This window comes from Actinospica acidithermotolerans (genome assembly GCF_018139625.1).
GTDB classification, from domain to species: domain Bacteria; phylum Actinomycetota; class Actinomycetes; order Streptomycetales; family Catenulisporaceae; genus Actinospica; species Actinospica acidithermotolerans.
In genome coordinates this window covers 16,983-32,881 of sequence record NZ_JAGSOH010000045.1, presented here as the reverse complement: position 1 = coordinate 32,881, position 15,899 = coordinate 16,983, and the positions used below count along the sequence as shown (strand labels likewise).

General features: G+C 68.3%; 12 protein-coding genes. 5 read left to right on the top strand and 7 right to left on the bottom strand.

Annotated features, from left to right (window positions below; translation table 11 throughout):
- The first annotated feature begins 1,121 nt into the window (after positions 1–1,121).
- Positions 1,122–1,289: a hypothetical protein gene (locus KDK95_RS16560; protein ID WP_212519076.1), complete on the top strand. Its 168-nt coding sequence runs from the start codon at positions 1,122–1,124 to the stop codon at positions 1,287–1,289.
- Between the two features lie 136 nt (positions 1,290–1,425).
- Here KDK95_RS16560 and KDK95_RS16555 read toward each other — a convergent pair whose 3' ends face one another.
- Positions 1,426–2,175 carry a Crp/Fnr family transcriptional regulator gene (locus KDK95_RS16555; protein ID WP_212519075.1) on the bottom strand — a complete coding sequence of 250 codons (750 nt, stop codon included), beginning with the start codon at positions 2,173–2,175 and terminating at the stop codon, positions 1,426–1,428.
- A 226-nt stretch (positions 2,176–2,401) separates the two neighbouring features.
- Between KDK95_RS16555 and KDK95_RS38845 the strand changes: the two genes are divergently transcribed.
- Positions 2,402–2,770 (top strand): Pycsar system effector family protein, encoded by a 369-nt coding sequence (locus KDK95_RS38845; RefSeq protein WP_504798556.1) that lies wholly within the window; start codon positions 2,402–2,404, stop codon positions 2,768–2,770.
- Between the two features lie 413 nt (positions 2,771–3,183).
- Here the strand turns inward: KDK95_RS38845 and KDK95_RS16550 are convergent, their stop codons facing one another.
- The 6 genes from KDK95_RS16550 to KDK95_RS16525 form a co-directional block, all read right to left on the bottom strand.
- Positions 3,184–4,827 (bottom strand): hypothetical protein, encoded by a 1,644-nt coding sequence (locus KDK95_RS16550; protein WP_212519074.1) that lies wholly within the window; start codon positions 4,825–4,827, stop codon positions 3,184–3,186.
- Entirely contained in the window at positions 4,824–5,687 is an 864-nt protein-coding gene (locus KDK95_RS16545; RefSeq protein ID WP_212519073.1) for a protein phosphatase 2C domain-containing protein, read from the bottom strand. Before KDK95_RS16545 ends, KDK95_RS16550 begins: the two co-directional genes overlap by 4 nt.
- A 305-nt stretch (positions 5,688–5,992) precedes the next feature.
- The gene (locus KDK95_RS16540) at positions 5,993–6,679 is read right to left on the bottom strand and encodes a vWA domain-containing protein (protein ID WP_212519072.1); all 687 of its coding nucleotides are present in this window, start codon (positions 6,677–6,679) and stop codon (positions 5,993–5,995) included.
- Positions 6,679–8,448, bottom strand: a complete 1,770-nt coding sequence (locus KDK95_RS16535) for a vWA domain-containing protein (protein ID WP_212519071.1) — start codon at positions 8,446–8,448, stop codon at positions 6,679–6,681. Before KDK95_RS16535 ends, KDK95_RS16540 begins: the two co-directional genes overlap by 1 nt.
- Positions 8,445–10,430 carry a hypothetical protein gene (locus KDK95_RS16530; protein ID WP_212519070.1) on the bottom strand — a complete coding sequence of 662 codons (1,986 nt, stop codon included), beginning with the start codon at positions 10,428–10,430 and terminating at the stop codon, positions 8,445–8,447. The genes KDK95_RS16535 and KDK95_RS16530 overlap by 4 nt, the downstream gene beginning before the upstream one ends.
- Before the next feature lie 299 nt (positions 10,431–10,729).
- Complete coding sequence (locus KDK95_RS16525; RefSeq protein ID WP_212519069.1) at positions 10,730–11,524, bottom strand: nucleotidyl cyclase domain-containing protein; 795 nt, start codon at positions 11,522–11,524, stop codon at positions 10,730–10,732.
- Between the two features lie 449 nt (positions 11,525–11,973).
- On the opposite strand from KDK95_RS16525, the gene KDK95_RS16520 reads away from it, so the two are divergent.
- The 3 genes from KDK95_RS16520 to KDK95_RS16510 all read left to right on the top strand — a co-directional run bounded on the left by KDK95_RS16520 (position 11,974) and on the right by KDK95_RS16510 (position 15,891).
- Positions 11,974–12,189: a hypothetical protein gene (locus KDK95_RS16520; RefSeq protein ID WP_212519068.1), complete on the top strand. Its 216-nt coding sequence runs from the start codon at positions 11,974–11,976 to the stop codon at positions 12,187–12,189.
- A 246-nt stretch (positions 12,190–12,435) separates the two neighbouring features.
- The gene (locus tag KDK95_RS16515) at positions 12,436–12,765 is read left to right on the top strand and encodes a helix-turn-helix domain-containing protein (protein WP_212519067.1); all 330 of its coding nucleotides are present in this window, start codon (positions 12,436–12,438) and stop codon (positions 12,763–12,765) included.
- A gap of 642 nt (positions 12,766–13,407) precedes the next feature.
- Entirely contained in the window at positions 13,408–15,891 is a 2,484-nt protein-coding gene (locus KDK95_RS16510) for a hypothetical protein (RefSeq protein WP_212519066.1), read from the top strand.
- Positions 15,892–15,899 lie beyond the last annotated feature (8 nt).

Sequence of the window (15,899 nt, the reverse complement as noted above, 5' to 3'; positions counted from 1 at the left end):
GCCAGAAGAACGAATGTGAACGGTCCCGTCCTGGCGAGGAATCTCAGCACTCGAATCACCGTGCGGCCAGTGGCGACGTCGATGAAAGCAACTCATCCCCCTCGAACGCGACGCGGACACGGCGAACCTCCAAATCTCATAGTTGCACCGCAGCATGCCGCAGACACGCAAAATGAGAAATTTCCTCAGGGCACGTCGATGCGCGATCCCTACGCGGACCGACATCGCGCCGATGCTGCTGCGGGTACAACTCCAGCGCGCCCACCACTCCCCCACGTGGCTGCGCGATCGGTGCGACGTCAAGCGGCTCGGGGCCGGCTTCGGCCTCTCGCGCACCACCGCGTATCGCTACCGCGACGAGGTTCTTGAGGTCCTCTCGGATGAGGCCCCTGATCTGCAGGAGGCGCTGGAAGCGGCGAAAGCCGCGAGATGCGCTTATCTGATCCTGGACGGCACACTGATGGCGACCGATCGACTGGCCGAGACGAAAGTTTCGAAGAAGGGCCGCGAGATCGACGCGTGGTACTCCGGCAAGAACCGGGAGTATGGCCGATCGGCACCCTTCTCGATGGTGTTGTTCTGGACGCCGCCCTGCGAGGCGAAGACGATGCCGCCGGCGCCGGGCGTGTTGTGCTGGACATACCGGCTGCCTGCGGGCGGGCCGCTTTCGGGTCGGGGATCGGTGCGCGGCCCGTCGGTCTTGCTCGGCCCGGCTGGCGCACGGTCAGCCAGGCGGTCTGTGCGAAGTCCTTGCGGTCGTTGCGTACCAGAACCCGGACATAGTCCTCGGGCTGCAGTTGGCGGTACGGGTCCGCGACGATATTCTGGTAGATCTCGTCCGTGGTGATCACAGCGAGAGGGTGGCCCGGCGCGAGCGCGAGCGCCTCGCGCAACCGCTTGGCGTCGAGCAGTCGCGATGCGGTGACGGGCCCACGGCCGGCGAGGTTGTCGCCCTCCAGCGCGGAGTATCCGTCGACCACGGCCATGCGTAACTGGATCGGTCGGCCTTCGGGCCTCTCCCGGTTGAGCGAGGCCAACTCGGAACACAGTTCTCGGACATAGTCGTTCAACACCGCGACGGCCGTGACGTCCTCGGGCCACCGGACCATCTCCCCGTCGCCGTGCGACTGGATGTCCGCTGCTCCGCGATCGAGGCCGACATTCTGCGCGGCGCGCCGTCGCGCGGCGTCGACCGACATCAGCAGCAGTTGCTGCGCGGTCGTGCTGTGGTTGTGGTATCCGCGGATGTCGTCGAAAGTTATCAACCGACGTACGCGGTCGGACACTGAGTGGCGCAACGGGCTCTCCCGACGGTCGCAGCGAGGCCGGACCGCCCCCTCCCGCTCGGCGAGGCAGACCGTCCGAGTACGCAGATACGTAGGTACGCAGTATCGGCCGGTTCGGTCCGAGAGTTCTGTTAAACCGTCATTTGTCGGTCTGGGAGAGCGGCCGGGCGAGGGCTCGCATCGCTTCTGCGTCCCGGACGATCGGCCGACGGCCGCGCGTGTCGATCAGCCCTTGTTCGCGCATCGTGCGCAGAGCCCGCTCCGCAGTGGTCTGAGTGACTCCGACCAGCGTGCCCAGTTCGAGTTTGGTCAGATCGACACCGATCATGATGCTCTTGCCGCCGAGCGGCTGCCCGTAGTCGTCGGCGAGTTCGACCAGAACGCGGGCCAGGCGGATCAGCGGGGGCTGGCCCGAGTAGTCCACGCGCCGTCGCGTAGCCGTGCGCAGTTTGCGGCCGATCGCCCCCGACAGGCGTAGGAGCACGTCCGGGTAGGCCGAGGCTTCGCGGTGGAAGTCGGCTTGGGCCAGCCGGATCGCGTAGACGGGTTCTCGCCCGCAGGCCCGGACCGTGGCAACACGCCGTCCCCCGTCCGTCGCCGCGATCTCGCCGACGATGTCGCCGCCCACCCGGATGGCTAGCAGCGCGTGGCCGTCGGCGTCGAGCGCGGCGGTGACCTTCACACAGGACGACAGCAGCAGGAAGACGTCGGTCTCCGCGTCGTCCTCGGTGATCAGGATCTCCTTGGGCCTGAAGCGGACGAGCGTTCCTGCGGCCTGGAACGCGTCGAGCGCCGGCCGTGGCAGCCGGCCCAGGAAACTGGACGGCAGCCAATCGGCTTGACACGAGTCGATCAGAGCCCGCACATCCTGATCGAAAGCACTCCCCATGCTTTCCTCCGTTGTCGTGGGAGGATCGGACATTCCCCCGATTCTGACCTGCCGCGTTTCGCCGCGTCCGTGCTTTCACAGGGTGGGGGTGGAAATACACACGGCACTCGGAGCGCGGAACACGGCGGGGCGCGCGCCGTGTGCGCCCCGCAGCGCGCGCCGTGCGCGATCGATCGCCGTCGCGTCCGCGGCTGACTGGACGGGGAGGGGGGATGCGCGATGACACGTGCGCTTCGGCAAGTTCGGAGCGAGGCGCGCCCGGGCGCGCCGCCGCCGATCCCGCCGTCGCGGGACCAGGCTTGGCGCCTGCTCGAATGCACCGGAAGTTCGAAACGGCGAAGCCGACGCCAAGGCGGGCCTCATCCTGGGAGCAGCGGGTGTGGCGAGTGGCGCGTTGTTCAGTATCGTGCACGGCACGCATACACCGACAGCCTGGACCGTGGTCGTAGCGATCGTCTGTGCCGCGCAACTGCTGGCCTGCGCGCTCTGCGCCGGCATGGGAGTGCTGCCACGACGTTGGCCAGGCCAACAGCACCAACCACGACAGCACCGTGACCATCGCCCGGTACACCAACGAGACACACACGAGCGCTGACCACCACGCCGCCAAAGCAGCAGGTCAAGACCGGTGGCCGAATTATCGACCACTACGGGCATCCGCAGCGGCGGCGGCGTCCGAGGCGAGCACGACCACGGCGCACACACGCGCCCAGCAGACCACGAAGAAGAGCACAGCCGCGGAGGCTCGGCCGAGGTCGTGTCGGGCGCACACACGCAGTTACCCGGCACGTCGAACCTCAACTTCTCGGTGGGCCAGACGGCGGCCGACCCGGCTGCTGGACACGCGCAACGGAACCCGCACCGCGAAGGGCAAGCTCGGGCCGAAGAGCCACATCAGCTTTCAGATAAGTGGCGTGGACGACATCCCGACGGCGCCGATCAATCAGTTCTCGACTTACCTTTACAACAACTCCGGCACAGCCGTGGTAGCGAGGTCGCGGGCGGCGTTCAACAGGCCGAATCGCTTGCGGACTGGGTCCCCAGGATCAGGTAGACTCCCGCAGAGGATTGCGACAGCGTGTAGGTCAGGTTCCAGTCCGTGCAGGTCTCGTCGGTGTTGCCCTGCGGCCCGTATCCGGGTGACTGATGACTCTGGAACGTCAACTGCGCGGTTGCCGCCGCACCACTGCCCGAGGGCGCGAGGGCGAGCAGGTCGATCTGGGAATCGTTGCTGGTGGATACGCCCTTCTCGAAGTCGCTCACCTGCGTCGAGTTGGTCGGATCCACCACTCCGGACGGGTCGTACTCGTTGACGGCCTGCGCGTAATTCTTCGTGTCGATTCCTTGGAAGTAGGTGTTGAACATGCCCGCCACCTGCTCGGCCCGAGGATCCGAGGCGAGGGACGGGGCAATCTGAACGATGCCCACACTGGTGGGCGCCGTCGTGGCGGGCGCGGCGGTGGGACTGTCGGAAGTCGGCATCACGGCGGCATTACCAGTGTCAGTAGGTGTCGACGACACGGCGCCCGTGGCCGCAGCCCGCTGACTGTCGCGCACGGCGTGGTCGATTCCGACGCCCGCGGCGATCAGACCTGCGAGGACGGCCGCAGCTGCGAGTGTGGCGCCGAACGCGCGAAGGCCCGCGTTGCCGGGTCGAGCGGGTCCGACGCCGACCGGCTGCTGTCCCGGAGCCGGAGTGAACTGCTGCGGGCCCGGACCGTACATACCAGCGGCGACCGGCATCCGCGTGGTCTGCGCGGCGTTGGTAGCGGTGGTCGCCGAACTTACCGGTGCGGTCGGTAGCGCCTGCGCCGCAGGGTAGAGCGACTCGAGCCATTCCACCGGCAGCGGGCGCCTGGCGGGATTGTCGTCGAGGCTGCGCATCGCCAGTTCACCGAGTTCTTTCGAGATGGCTTCGAGCGCGCATAGGTCTTTCGAGTTCTGATTCCGGTCGAAGAGCCGGATGGCGAGCAGCCCCAGCTTGTAGACGTCGCCAGCCGGGGTCGCGAGTTCCTCGCCGGTGGGCAGCTCCCAGTCAGGTGTCTCCACCTGTGGCAGGACGCTGCTCCCCGCCACCCGCATCGCGTCGCAGTCGATGAAGAAGCAGGCGGGCCTAGCGCCGACCCGAAACAGCAGGTTCTTCGGCGACAGATCGCCGATCGCGATGCCGAGTCGATGCATCCGATGCAGCGAACCGGCGAGGAAGGCCAGCAGCATAAGCCGGTCGTGGTCGGTAATCCGAAGACCGATGTCAGCCATGTACGACTCATCGTTGAACAGGAACTCGAAGGCGGACAGCTTCGGTTTGTTCTGTGTCGTCGAACTGAGCGAGAGCGGCGTGAAGAAGAAGTCCGGCGGCACTGCGCGCATCAGGAAGCCGGTGATCCGGCCGCCGTCCTGCACTAGGCCTGCGGGCCACGCGCTGTTGTCCCGTAGCCAAGCGGCGTCCGTGGTCGCGAATGCCGGGAGCGCCTCGACCACCTGCTCCAGGGCGACGAGATCCGCCGCGGCCAGCACGGACGGCTTGTACTCCTTGTACACGGCGTCCCAGCACTGGTCGATGCGCAGGTTCCGCACCGCGTAGACGACCCCCTGACCGCCCCTGCCCAGCACGCTGCCGAGGTTCAGATCGGCGAGCCGCAGCGGCATCATCCCGAACTCCCCCGGGCTTGCGCGAGCGGCCATAGCGCGAGCAGGGTCCTGTCGTCGTCGAAGAGCTCCCTGGAGAAGTCAAGCAGGTGGGCGAGGCCCACGGCCGGAGGCGGACCGGGGAGCAGATGGTGGCGGAACAGCTCGCCCACCAGCCCGTCGCCGTCGCCCAGCGGGTCTCCGAAACCGTCCGTGCCCACAAGCAGGACCTGGCCGGGCGTGAGGTTCAACCGGGCCTGGGCGATGGGACCCTGCGGACGGCGCGGCAGCGGCGAGACCGCGTTCGAAACCACACCGCCCGGCCGCTCGTTCTTCGAGGCGAGCAACGGATGGTAGCCCTCCCGGTCGAGAATCCACGCTGTGGAATCCCCGATCTGCAGCACCGTCAGCAGCATGCCGTCGTCGGTCGGCCAGATCGTCCCCGCCACCAGCGTCGTGGCGAGCTGCCGCTCGATCTGTGATGGATCTCCGGCCGTCACACCGGGCAGACGGGAACCCTCGACGAGCAGGGCGTCGACCGTGGAGTCAACTGCCTGCTGCCATTCGATGACCTGTCCTAGGTCCAACTGGTGGATAAGGTTGGCAACAAAGGCCTGGCAGGCCACCACCGCGCCGAGTTCGGCCCGCGGGGCGCTCGAGACCCCGTCGGCCACGGCGAACACGACGGTCCTGGTCCTGGGGTGGTAGGCCGTCTCGACGGCGTCCTGCCGCGGCTTGCCGTTGTGCCGGTGTAGGTAGCCACGGACCGAGGCCGAACGCAGGGTCAGTTCGGGACTGCTCCAGCCGTCGAATTCGGTATCGGCGCGATTGAGTCCGGTCCGGATCGGAGGCTGGGGTTCGAACTTGCTGATCGCCCTGTCCACCACAATGGGCGTCCAGTCTCTGACGGGGTATCGGATTCCGATGCCGGGTGCCTCGGGTCGCGGCTGCGGTGGCTCCGCGTGCCGTCCCGGGGCCGGTTCTCCGGGCGAACGCCAAGGCCGCCGCCCCGTCTCCCGTGCCGCGAGGTGACGCTGCTCGTGCTGCGAGAGCTGTTCTTCGTGTCCCACCATCGAGGCACCGTCGCCCAGCACGCGACCACCCGATCGGTGTGCCGCCTCGGACGGCGGAGCCTCGCCGGACTCCGCGATCTGATCTTCCCTGCTCTTCCAGAAGGGCATGCCGTCACTCACACGAAGTCGATCGCCATCCGGACGACGTCCGGATCCGGCCGTTCGATCACGACCTCGGGGTCTCCGTTGGCGATGGCCCGGCCGGACTCGACGACGCTAGAGGTCAGCGTTTCGAAGAACTTCCTGATCGCCTCGCCCAGATTCACCCCGGGCACCGCCATGAACGCGAAGTCCGGTCGGGTGGCGACGGCGAGGATCGTCTCGGCCAGCGCCTGGCCGAGGCCGAACGCGATGACGTTCGGCGCGACCGGCGTCCGTGACTTGTCGATGAGCTGCTGGTGCGGGATCTGCCACGAGCCCTCGCCGTCGGTCGGCTGGCCGTCGCTCAGGAAGAACACCGTCGGCCGGTGCACCTTATATCCCTCGCCCTTGAGGTACGCCACATCACCGGGGATCCGGGTGAGCAGGTCTTGGAACGCGGCGGCATAGCTGGTCCCTCCGCGAATGGCGACTCGCGGCAGCTCTCGCTCGGTGCGCACATCGGTCAGCTTCATCCGAACCGCCACGTCGTCGGAGAAGCCGAGCACCGCGACACGCACCTTCGCCGCGGTCATCGGTTCGGTGCGCAGCGACTCGTGCAGTGAGGCCAGCCCCTCGTTAAGGTCCTTCTCCAAGGACTTCATCGAAAATGACTCGTCCGCGAGGATGTAAACGGGCAGCAGTACGCCCCTGTTGTCGGCCATCAGTTGGTGTCCCTTGTCATCGTTTCGGTGATGCGGCGGAAGCCCGCTGGCTGTTGCAGCACTGCTTCGGGTCGACCCGTGAGCTGTGCGAGGCCTCGTTGGGAGATGGCTGAGGCGAGGAACGCGGCATACTGAGCGACCGCCTGCAGGATCGGCATCTCGGCGGGAGCCGTGAAGCCGAGCTCGGGTCGGCTGGTGACCTCGGCGATCATCGCTGCCTCGGCCGAACCGATGCCGCAGGCGACGATGTTCGGCGCATAGCGGAACACGGCGCGGTCGGTCAGCCGCTGGTGCGCCTGCCGCCAGTCGTCGCCGTCCGGCACCGTGTTCGCGGCGAGTAGATAGAGCATCGGCCGACTCACCGTCAGACCGCGGCCCTTGAGCCTTTCGATGTCGGTGGGAATGGTGTCGATCAGGTAGTCGAACAGCCTGCCGATGCCGGCTCCGCCATCGCGCGGTTCGATCGTCGGCACGTAGCCGCCGACGCCGACCGTCGTCATGGGCATCCGGACCGCCACATCACCCGCGAATCCGAGGATCGCGACCCGAAGGGCGCCGACCACCGCGGGCGAGCCGGCCAGCTGCGCAATCATGCCTTGGATCGCGTTGTTGAGCGCGGCCGAGTAGGCCGGGTCCGCCGCGGACTCGTCGATCGCGAGATAGACGGGCAACGCGGTGTCCGTCGGAGCTGCCTGAGTCGGTGGGGAGGACTCCACCTGGCGCGGCGCGGACGCGGGTGCTAGCGCGATGGCGTCGTCGGACTCGGCCGCCCCGCGAATCACCCTCCCGGGCACGGCCGCCGGCAGGTCGTCGTCCCAGTCGGCGGGCGGGAGCGAGGCAGGGCGCGTGGTGGCGATCTCCTGAACGCGGGTCAGCGTCTGGTTGCGCAGCCGGTCCACGTCCACGGCCTGGATCAGGTCCCGTTCCATCATGAACCGGACGAGGTCCATCGAACGCTGGTCGTCGATGTTCCGCTGATCCTGCTGCGCCTGCTGGTGCCGGGAGAGCAGCTCGAGCGCGTACGAGGTCTCGTCCGGGTGCTTGGCTAGGTGCATGGTGATCAGCCCGGGCAGATCCAGCGGCCGGTCGGCCATCGCGGCCTGCTCGCGCTCCTCGGCCCGCAGCCTGGCCTGCTGCTGCATCGCGCTAATCTGCTGCTCGTGCTGGGTGCTGGCCACGGCCAGGGAATGCTGGGCGCTGCCGACCGCGCTCTGCCGCTGCGCGTCGACCAGCGACTGGATGTGCCGGCGGGCCGCCGCGTCGGGACTCACCCGCGCGACGCAGCGATAAATCTCGATGCCCTCGGGCAGCCGGGCCGGCTGCCGGAAGAGCCCGTTCGCCTCGTCCTCGGCGCCCTGCGCGTCCTGGATATCGTGCCGCCGCGTGATTGGACGCAGGCACTCGATCAGAAAGCTGTAGACGATGATGAGAGCGTCGTCGACGTTGCGACGCACCACGGCCTCCGGGTCGACCACGCGGAAGCCCACGTCCACGACTGTTTCGAAGTAGTACGCGTCGCCGAGCGCGGGCAGCGGGGAACTCTCCAGCTTGGCCGTGCGCCGATGATCGCTCAGATCGACCTCGTAGCGGATGCGGTACTTCGACATCAGCTGCTGGGATCGGCTCAACGGCCGTCCGTCGAAGCAGGCGACCTCGCCGAAGCCGGTCGCATAGACCACCGCGACGTTGGGCCGCGACGGCTTCGCCGGCGCCAGCAGGCCGCGCTGGACCGGTTCGGAACTCAGGATCAGCGGGAGCGTGGCGGTCACGGCAGATACTCCTTCTCGACGGCGATGACGGACCGCAGCGCGGTGCTGATCAACGGAAGCGGCGCGAGGTTCTCCTCCGCGACCCAATGGTCCGCGTAGCGCTCGAGGATGCGCACCGAGCGGTCGTCGCCGCGCATGACGGCCCGCAGTAGCCGGAGCAGGACGTCGCGCATCGCGTCGTCGGGCTCGGCCAGGGCCGCCCAGTTGGTCATGATCTTCTCCGCCTCGGCGTGGAAGACCCCTTCGTTGATCACGCGCCGCCACAGCAACGCGAGCGGATTGCGGACTGCGGAATGCTGATTCGCCAGCCAGAGCAGCGAGGGCCAGGGCACCTCCGGCCCGGTGCCGTCGGGCTCGTCGGCGTCGGTCATCAGCGAATCGGCGAGGATGAGGAAGGAGAGCTGAGCCGTGACCGTGCGTTCGCGGACGCCGAGCGCGTCCTCCAACTGCGGCAGGATCCGCGCGGCCAGGTCGACGTTCCCGTCCACCAGAAGGTCGGCCAGGCTGTCACCGATCGCAACCGCCACCCTGATGTCGTCGATGACCGACAGCCGGTCCAGAGCCTCGACCGCTGCGTCCAGGTCGGCGGAGGCGAGGCTGATCCCGTGCACCCGTGCCGCCGTGGCCTGCAGTTCCGGCGTGTTCCGGCTGGCGTACCAGCCGCTCGCCAACTGCCGCACGTTGTCCACGAGGTCCGGCTCGGCGGCGACCACCCGCAACGCGTAGGCCACCGCGTCGCGGCGCGACGGGCGTGGGCTGGCCGCCCACGGGCCCAGGATGTGCCGCGTCACGTACTCGAAGGAGTCGACCGCGATCAGCCCGAGAGCGGTGCCCGCGCACACCCGGACCTGGTCGTCGGCGTCGTCGGCCAGCGCACCGAGCCAGTCGGCCAGCACGTCGTGGATCTGGTACTGGTTCCACACGTGCCGGATGACCATGCGGGCGTAGTCGGCGTCCTGGTACTCGACGACCTGCGCGGTGCTGCGGCCGAACTGGCCGCGCACGTCCGCCGGCCGACTCAGTGCCCTGAGCTTGTGCAGCCGCTCCGCGCGGGTGAGCCGGAACGGGCTGTCCCCCTCCCAGGGGCCGTCGAGCGGCGAGGCGAGCACCAGGTTGCGGCCCTTGTCGAGCCGGCGGTGGAGCGCGCGGGCGGCGTCGGCGACGCGTTCGTGCGCGAGCCCGTTGAGGACGGCCAGGGCCACCGCAAAGTAGCGTGTCTCCGAGTCGCCGAGCGACGTGAACCAGATCTCGAAATCCTCGGCGCCGTGCCGGGATACTCGATCCCTGATCCAGCCGGCATCGAGCGCTGCCCCGGGGTTCGCCTCGTATCCGTCGGCGATCACCTGGGCGAGCCGCGCGGCCATGTGGCAGGTCGTACGGCGCTCCAACTGCTCGGCGATCACCTCCTTCGTGAGGTCGAGACCGAGAATCCGCTCGGCGGCATGCTCGTCGAGCCGCCACCTCAAGTGGCTGGCCACGACGTCGGCATAGGCCGGCCCGCGCGGAATCGTGACCAGGTAGTCCACCAGGTCGTCATCGGGGATCGAGTCCTCGCTGTCCACGGTCAGCACGAGCCTGGCGTCCGCGCGCAGCAGCGCCTCGTCGAGCCCCAGCAGGCTCGAACCGCGCAGCGCGGAGAAAGCGACGGGCCGGTTGAGCACGAAACCCGCGTTGCGTTCGATCCCGCCACGCTCGTCCGCATCCAACTCCAGCGACTCCGCCAGGCGATTCAGGTCGGTCGCGTCGCTCAGGTGGTAGAGCCGGTCCGCCCCCTGGAGCAGCCGGATCGCGGCGGCCATCTTGCCGCTGCCGGAGGGGCCGCGCAGGATCGTGGTGCGCTTCTTGGCAAAGCCGGCCCGCACGTCGTCCCAGCCCTCCGGATTCACGAACGCGTGGCGCACGGGTTCGCGCATCAGCGGGGAGAGCAGGCGCAGCCGCGCGCTGCGTGCGCCGCCGACCAGGTAGATGTGCTTGTGTCCCACGGCGTCACCTTCGACGATGAAACGGTCCGCGTGATCGAGATACTCACGCCGTCGCGTGCCCTGACCCGGCCGCGAGGTGGCCGCCTGCGCGTCATCGTCCGTGGTCGAGGTCGAGGTCTTATCGGTGGTCGAATCCTGATCCGACGACACCGGCGCGGCGTCCGGTACGTCGGACGCGGGTGGATCCTGACTCAGGACTGTCGGAGATATCGGCTGACGCCAACCGGGCTCGGCCAGCTTGGCAGCGGTTGCGGGGGGCGGGGCGGCCGGCGCGGTCGACGGCGCGGCCTTCGGCGTGGTCACAGACGTACCGACCCGGGATTGTGGATCGTGACGTGCATCTCGCCGATCTGGTTGCCCTCGACTGTGTCGGCCTGCGGCTGGTTGCGCACCACGGTCTCCGCGGCCGCGCCGAGCCGCGCGCCGACCTCACCGGCGTCGACGTCGGCTTCGTCGGCACCGGCGTCGGCCGCGGCAGGCCCAAGCGGCTCGGACGGCAGACCCGGAGGATTCGGATAGCCCGGGGCATAGATCCAAGCCCTGATGTTCTTAAGCTGCTTTACACTGAAGGTGACGGCGCGATATGTCGCGGGATCCGCCGCCCGGTAGTCGTGCCGGATGACCGCCTCGTAGACCTGGTCCGAGGCGATGAGCACCAGGTTCGTCCGCGACGCCGCGGCCAGCACCTCCCGCAGCGGCTGCGCGTCCACCAGACGGCAGGTGAAGTTCACGGCGTCGCCGGTCCAACCGCGCTCGCCGCGGTGCGCGAGGCCGTGGTGCAGGGCGATCCGCAGCCGAGGCGTGTACTGCGCGCTGGACTGCTTCGCGCGTTCGGCCAATCGATCACCGAGCGCCCGCACCAGCGGGCCCACCAGGAGCGCGGTCGGCACGGAGGCGGGGAAGAACAGTAGCATCCCGTCGCCGGTGTCGGCCTGCCCGATCTGGTCGAGGTCGATGCCGACGTCGCTCGCGGCGGCGCCGACGATGCCGTATACGGCGTCGTGCAGCGAGATCTGGGCTGGATTGTCGCGTTGGGTAAATCCCTCGATATCCAAAGCCATAATCGAGTGATGGGTCGCGTCTTCAGCGGCCATCGTCCCTCCCCTGTCAGAAAGACCCTCCGCAGCCAGGCTCCTGAGCCCAGGTGGCGGCCGCGTGGCCTTTTTGAAAGCTGAATCCTTACAGCAATCGATTCGTTACTTTTCGCGCGCGCTGGTCAGCGGTGCCACCATCGCTCCACTCGCGCAGCGCGGCCGACGTCGCGAAACACCCTGCCCTAAGCCGACACGCCGCCTCACCCGGCGCACGCAAGTATCGGCATAATGCGCCCCGTTGGCACGTCGACCGTCATTTGACGGGATTCGGCGCCCGTTTCCTCGAACACCGATGCGGCGAACGCCCACAGGCGGCGCAAAATCGAGCGAGTCAGCGTTCAGCGCCATTCGCGGCGGGCGAGAATTGTCGATGGCAGATGTGGCCGAAGCACGGCGGGATCCGCTCTCGTAGCCGCCCGACATTCGTCGGCGAGATGTGGAGGCACCCCGTGGCGCGAGCCGAGAGCGAGGATCCACGGGACCGGGCGAGCCGAGCCGACCGCGGCTGGCCGCCGCACAGCTTCGTGGCCGTAACCCAGGTCCCCGTGCTCGCGGACCTGCTCGACACCGCCCGCGCGATCCCCTTCGCACCCGGCGAGATCCTGATGCACGAGGGGACGCCGCCGCGGGCGTCTTTTTCCTGCTCTCCACGTACGTCAAGGTGACCGCGGAACTGGCGAATCGCGAGGACGCGTGGCTGGCGATCCGGGTCGGCGGCGACGGCTGGCGGCTCGCCACGGTACGGGCCTGCGGGCGCGAGCCGGTACGCACGGCGGCCGTGGACCTGGAGAGTTTCAACCAGCTGGTCGCCCGCCATCCGCGGTTGCTGTTGCAGCTGACGCAGACTCCTCGCGGCGCCCCAGCGCCACATCCACTTCTCCGGCGGCAAAGCAGTGGTCTGCCTAGCGCGGGTGCTCGTCGCGCTCACTGAGGAATACGGCCAGCCCCTGCCGAACAAGGGCGTCATCATCGGAGTCGATCTGACCCGGATCGAGCTGGGCACGATGGTCGGCTACACCGGGATCGCGGCCCAACGCGCCCTCAGCCAGCTACGCGACCAAGGCATCATCGACCCCATAGCCGCAAACCGCTCGTGCGCGACTTACAAGCGCTCCGCGAGCTGGCGTACCCGCGAGGGCTGCCGATGCGCCATCGCCTCGATACCAGCTCACGACGCATCGAGCGGCCAGCTTCGAGAAAGGGCCACGTTAAGGCGCTACGACTTCTCGTTTGCGTACTGATCGCCGGTACTTTCCTCCGGCTTGTCGAACTGCTGCACGTCAATCGGATGCAGCTCCGCCCGAGCACGGAGGAACTTCACAGGTGCCGGTAGATGCCGCGCTGATCTCCGCCACGATCGTGGGTTCGACGAGGGTTGGAGCGATCGACGCGCCCGAACCTCAGTCGGCGGAGAACCGTCGGCCTTTCCACGGGCAGGTCGCAGTGGCCGGGGCGAGCACGGCGCCGAGCAGCGGCGAAACTCTCGCGATGGCCGTTGGCTGTATCAACACGACTGGCGGAACCAACGTCGAGCCACCACTTCCGGGTGATCACCAGGCTGCGGCGGCGCCGACCAGAGCGCAAGTGGAGGGCTGGCCGCCCGAACTGCGCGGCCGAACCGGGCGGCGCATGGTGGCGCGGGCAGAGATCGTCCCCCAAGCCCGCTTCACTGGGCCACTGCGTAGCGAGGCAGCACCAAGCTGTTCCCGCCGGCTCGCGCGGCTGCCGGGCTCGCAATTGAGAGGGATGTGGTAACAATCCCACAACGCAGAGTACTCACACATTTGGCGCCAGCGATGATGGCAGCGGATGGGACGCGGTTCGCGACCGCACACGTGCTATTTCTGCTGGGGGAGACGATGCCCGACAATACGGCTGCCGACTTGCTCCGAACGATCGTCCCGGGCTCGGCGCAGGAGTTCGCCTGCCCGGCCTGTGGTGTGCCGATGAGCCTGCGCAATCCCGGCTCGTTCGAGCTCAACCTCACCATTAACGCCCGCAAGGAGTTCAACGAGATCATCATGCAGTACGCCGCCTTCCTGGCTCACTTTGAGGCCGAGGCGACGTCGCGGAACATCGCGAGTTCCACTCGGGATGACACGGCGCCGTACGCGCACCGCGTCAGCGACGACCTCCCCGAGAGGGTCTTCACCCGCGGCATCTTCACGACGAAGGGGGCCGACCTGGTGCGCGAGCAGTGGTGGGAGCGGTTCGACCATTACGCGTTCCATAGGCTGATCCACGAGGACCTCCTGCCGATCGCGAAGCTGGAGGCCGCGCTCGCGGCCGCGAAGAACGGCGCGGCGAGCCTCGGGGGCGGCGCGTCAGGCTACGAGGACGCCGAACCGCCCTTCGCGGCCGTGGTGGAGGTGCTGCTCGGCGGGATCGAGCCGTTGCGGATGATGGGGCATGTCATGTCGCTGGTATTCGACCAGCCGCAGATCCGGCGCTGGCTGACCGCCACGGCCCCCGACTCCCCCGGTGCCCGGCCCGCTGAGGACAAGGTCGCGGCTCTATGCGGGAAGCCGCAGATCGCGCCGACGCTCTCGCGGTATCTGGCCCTACTCGAAGACGTACTCGGCAAACCCGAGCTGATCAGGCAGCTGATAGGCGAGGAGCAGGTCGAGAACGCGGGCCGGATGCTCGGAGAACTGCGGCGGGTCCGGCTCATGCTCGTCCTGCTCCTCGGGCATGAGAGCCCGGACGTCTGGACCGCGTTCCCCGGCCTGGTGGAGCCGCACGTCCCGTACACGCTGCCGCGGCGGGTAGTCGTGGCTCCGAAGCTGCTGCCGCTTCTGTTCGTCTCCGCCTCGGCCGCCGATCTGACCGGGCTGCGGCTGTCCGAGGACTACTTCAACCTGCTCGCCGGCGACGGGGCCCGGCCGGGCGATCTGGGCGCACCGGCTCCGGGGGACGTCTCGGCGACGGTGGCGGAGTTCGTCGAACTGCTCGGCCCTGACACACACAAGCTGGTCGTCTTCGTCTGCCGCGGCCCGTCCGGCCGCCCGATCAACCCGTCCGCCCAGCCCGGCGCGACATCGCCCGACTACGCCGCGAAGGAGCCCGACTTCTGCGGCTGGTATCCGAAGGCCGAACAGACCCACCCGGTGGTGTTCATCGGCAGCCCGGGCACCAGCAAGTCCACGCTGATGCTCACCGGACTGCTGCAGTTCTACAACAACGCACAGGCCCTCGGCGCGACGGTCGGCTTCCAATCCGACAAGGATCTGCGCGAATACGACAGCTATGTCGACCGCTACTGGCAGGGGATCCTCCCCGACCCGACGCCCACCGGCGCCCGCAACAGCATCCAGCTTCGCGTGGAGTCGACCAAGGTGCCCTCGCTCGGGGCGAATTTCGTCTTCACCGACATCCCCGGCGAGAAGGCCGCGCGCAGCGTACGCGGCGAAGGCGCCGATCCCATCGTGCTCGGCGTGCTCAAGCACGCCGAGACGCTGGTCTTCCTGTTCGACCTCTCCATCGAGCAGGCGGTGCTCAAGCAGCTGGAGCACTCGCACGATTCCGCACAGTGGCAGGCACTGCTGCGCAACACTGAATCAGTCCTCGAGGCCCGTACGTCAAAGAACGCCGACGGGACGCCCAAGGACGAGAGCAGCCGTGCCCGGGTAAGCCAGCTCGACCTGCTCGAGCGGATGATCTCCGATCTGCGCGAGATCCGCGGAGACGACCTACGTGGCGGCGGCCCGAACGTGGTCTGCATCATCCCGAAGGCAGACCTCTACGTCGGTCCTCTGGGCACGGGCGCGCATCCCGGCGAACCGCAGGTCAAGTTCCTGACCGCCTTCTACGAGTCGCTGATCGCGGACGGCGTGCTCGCCCGCTCCGCCCGCTCGGCGACGGTCAAGGGCGGCCGCGCCGACGGCGGCGAGGCCGACATCGCCGCGTACCGCTCCGCCGCGGGCTACGGCTGGAAGGCCGCCGGCCCCGGTGCTGCGGCAGGCAAGGTCGCGGAGCTCGGCCACCCGGTCGTCCAGCAGCAGCTGAAGCTGGCCCGAACCATCTCGGACCGGGCCAGGGAAGCACTCGGCGCGCTCGGCGATGCGCTCGGCCATCAACCCACCGATCAGCAGGGCGGGCGCACCGCGGATACCCAGTCGCTCTCCGACCTGGTCCGATCGCGGCTGATCGACCGGCTGGAGTCGGTCTTCCGCAAGGAGGATGTCTACTTCCTGCCGATCTCGGCGCAGGGTTCCGACAATCCGCCGAAGAGGCAGCCGACCGAAGACGGGGCGGACCCCGTCCGGCAGCCGCGGCTGAGCCATCCGCCGAACGCGAAACTGTCCGAATACGCGTTCATGCTCCCGGTGTTCCTCTCCCTGCGGGAGCTCATGGCGACCGATCACTGAGCCACGCC

Excerpts from the sequence above, each read along its gene's own strand:
- KDK95_RS16555 (WP_212519075.1), bottom strand. The coding sequence starts at position 2,175 with ATGGGGAGTGCTTTCGATCAGGATGTGCGGGCTCTGATCGACTCGTGT.
- KDK95_RS16550 (WP_212519074.1), bottom strand. The coding sequence starts at position 4,827 with ATGATGCCGCTGCGGCTCGCCGATCTGAACCTCGGCAGCGTGCTGGGC.
- KDK95_RS16540 (WP_212519072.1), bottom strand. The coding sequence starts at position 6,679 with ATGGCCGACAACAGGGGCGTACTGCTGCCCGTTTACATCCTCGCGGAC.
- KDK95_RS16525 (WP_212519069.1), bottom strand. The coding sequence starts at position 11,524 with ATGGCCGCTGAAGACGCGACCCATCACTCGATTATGGCTTTGGATATC.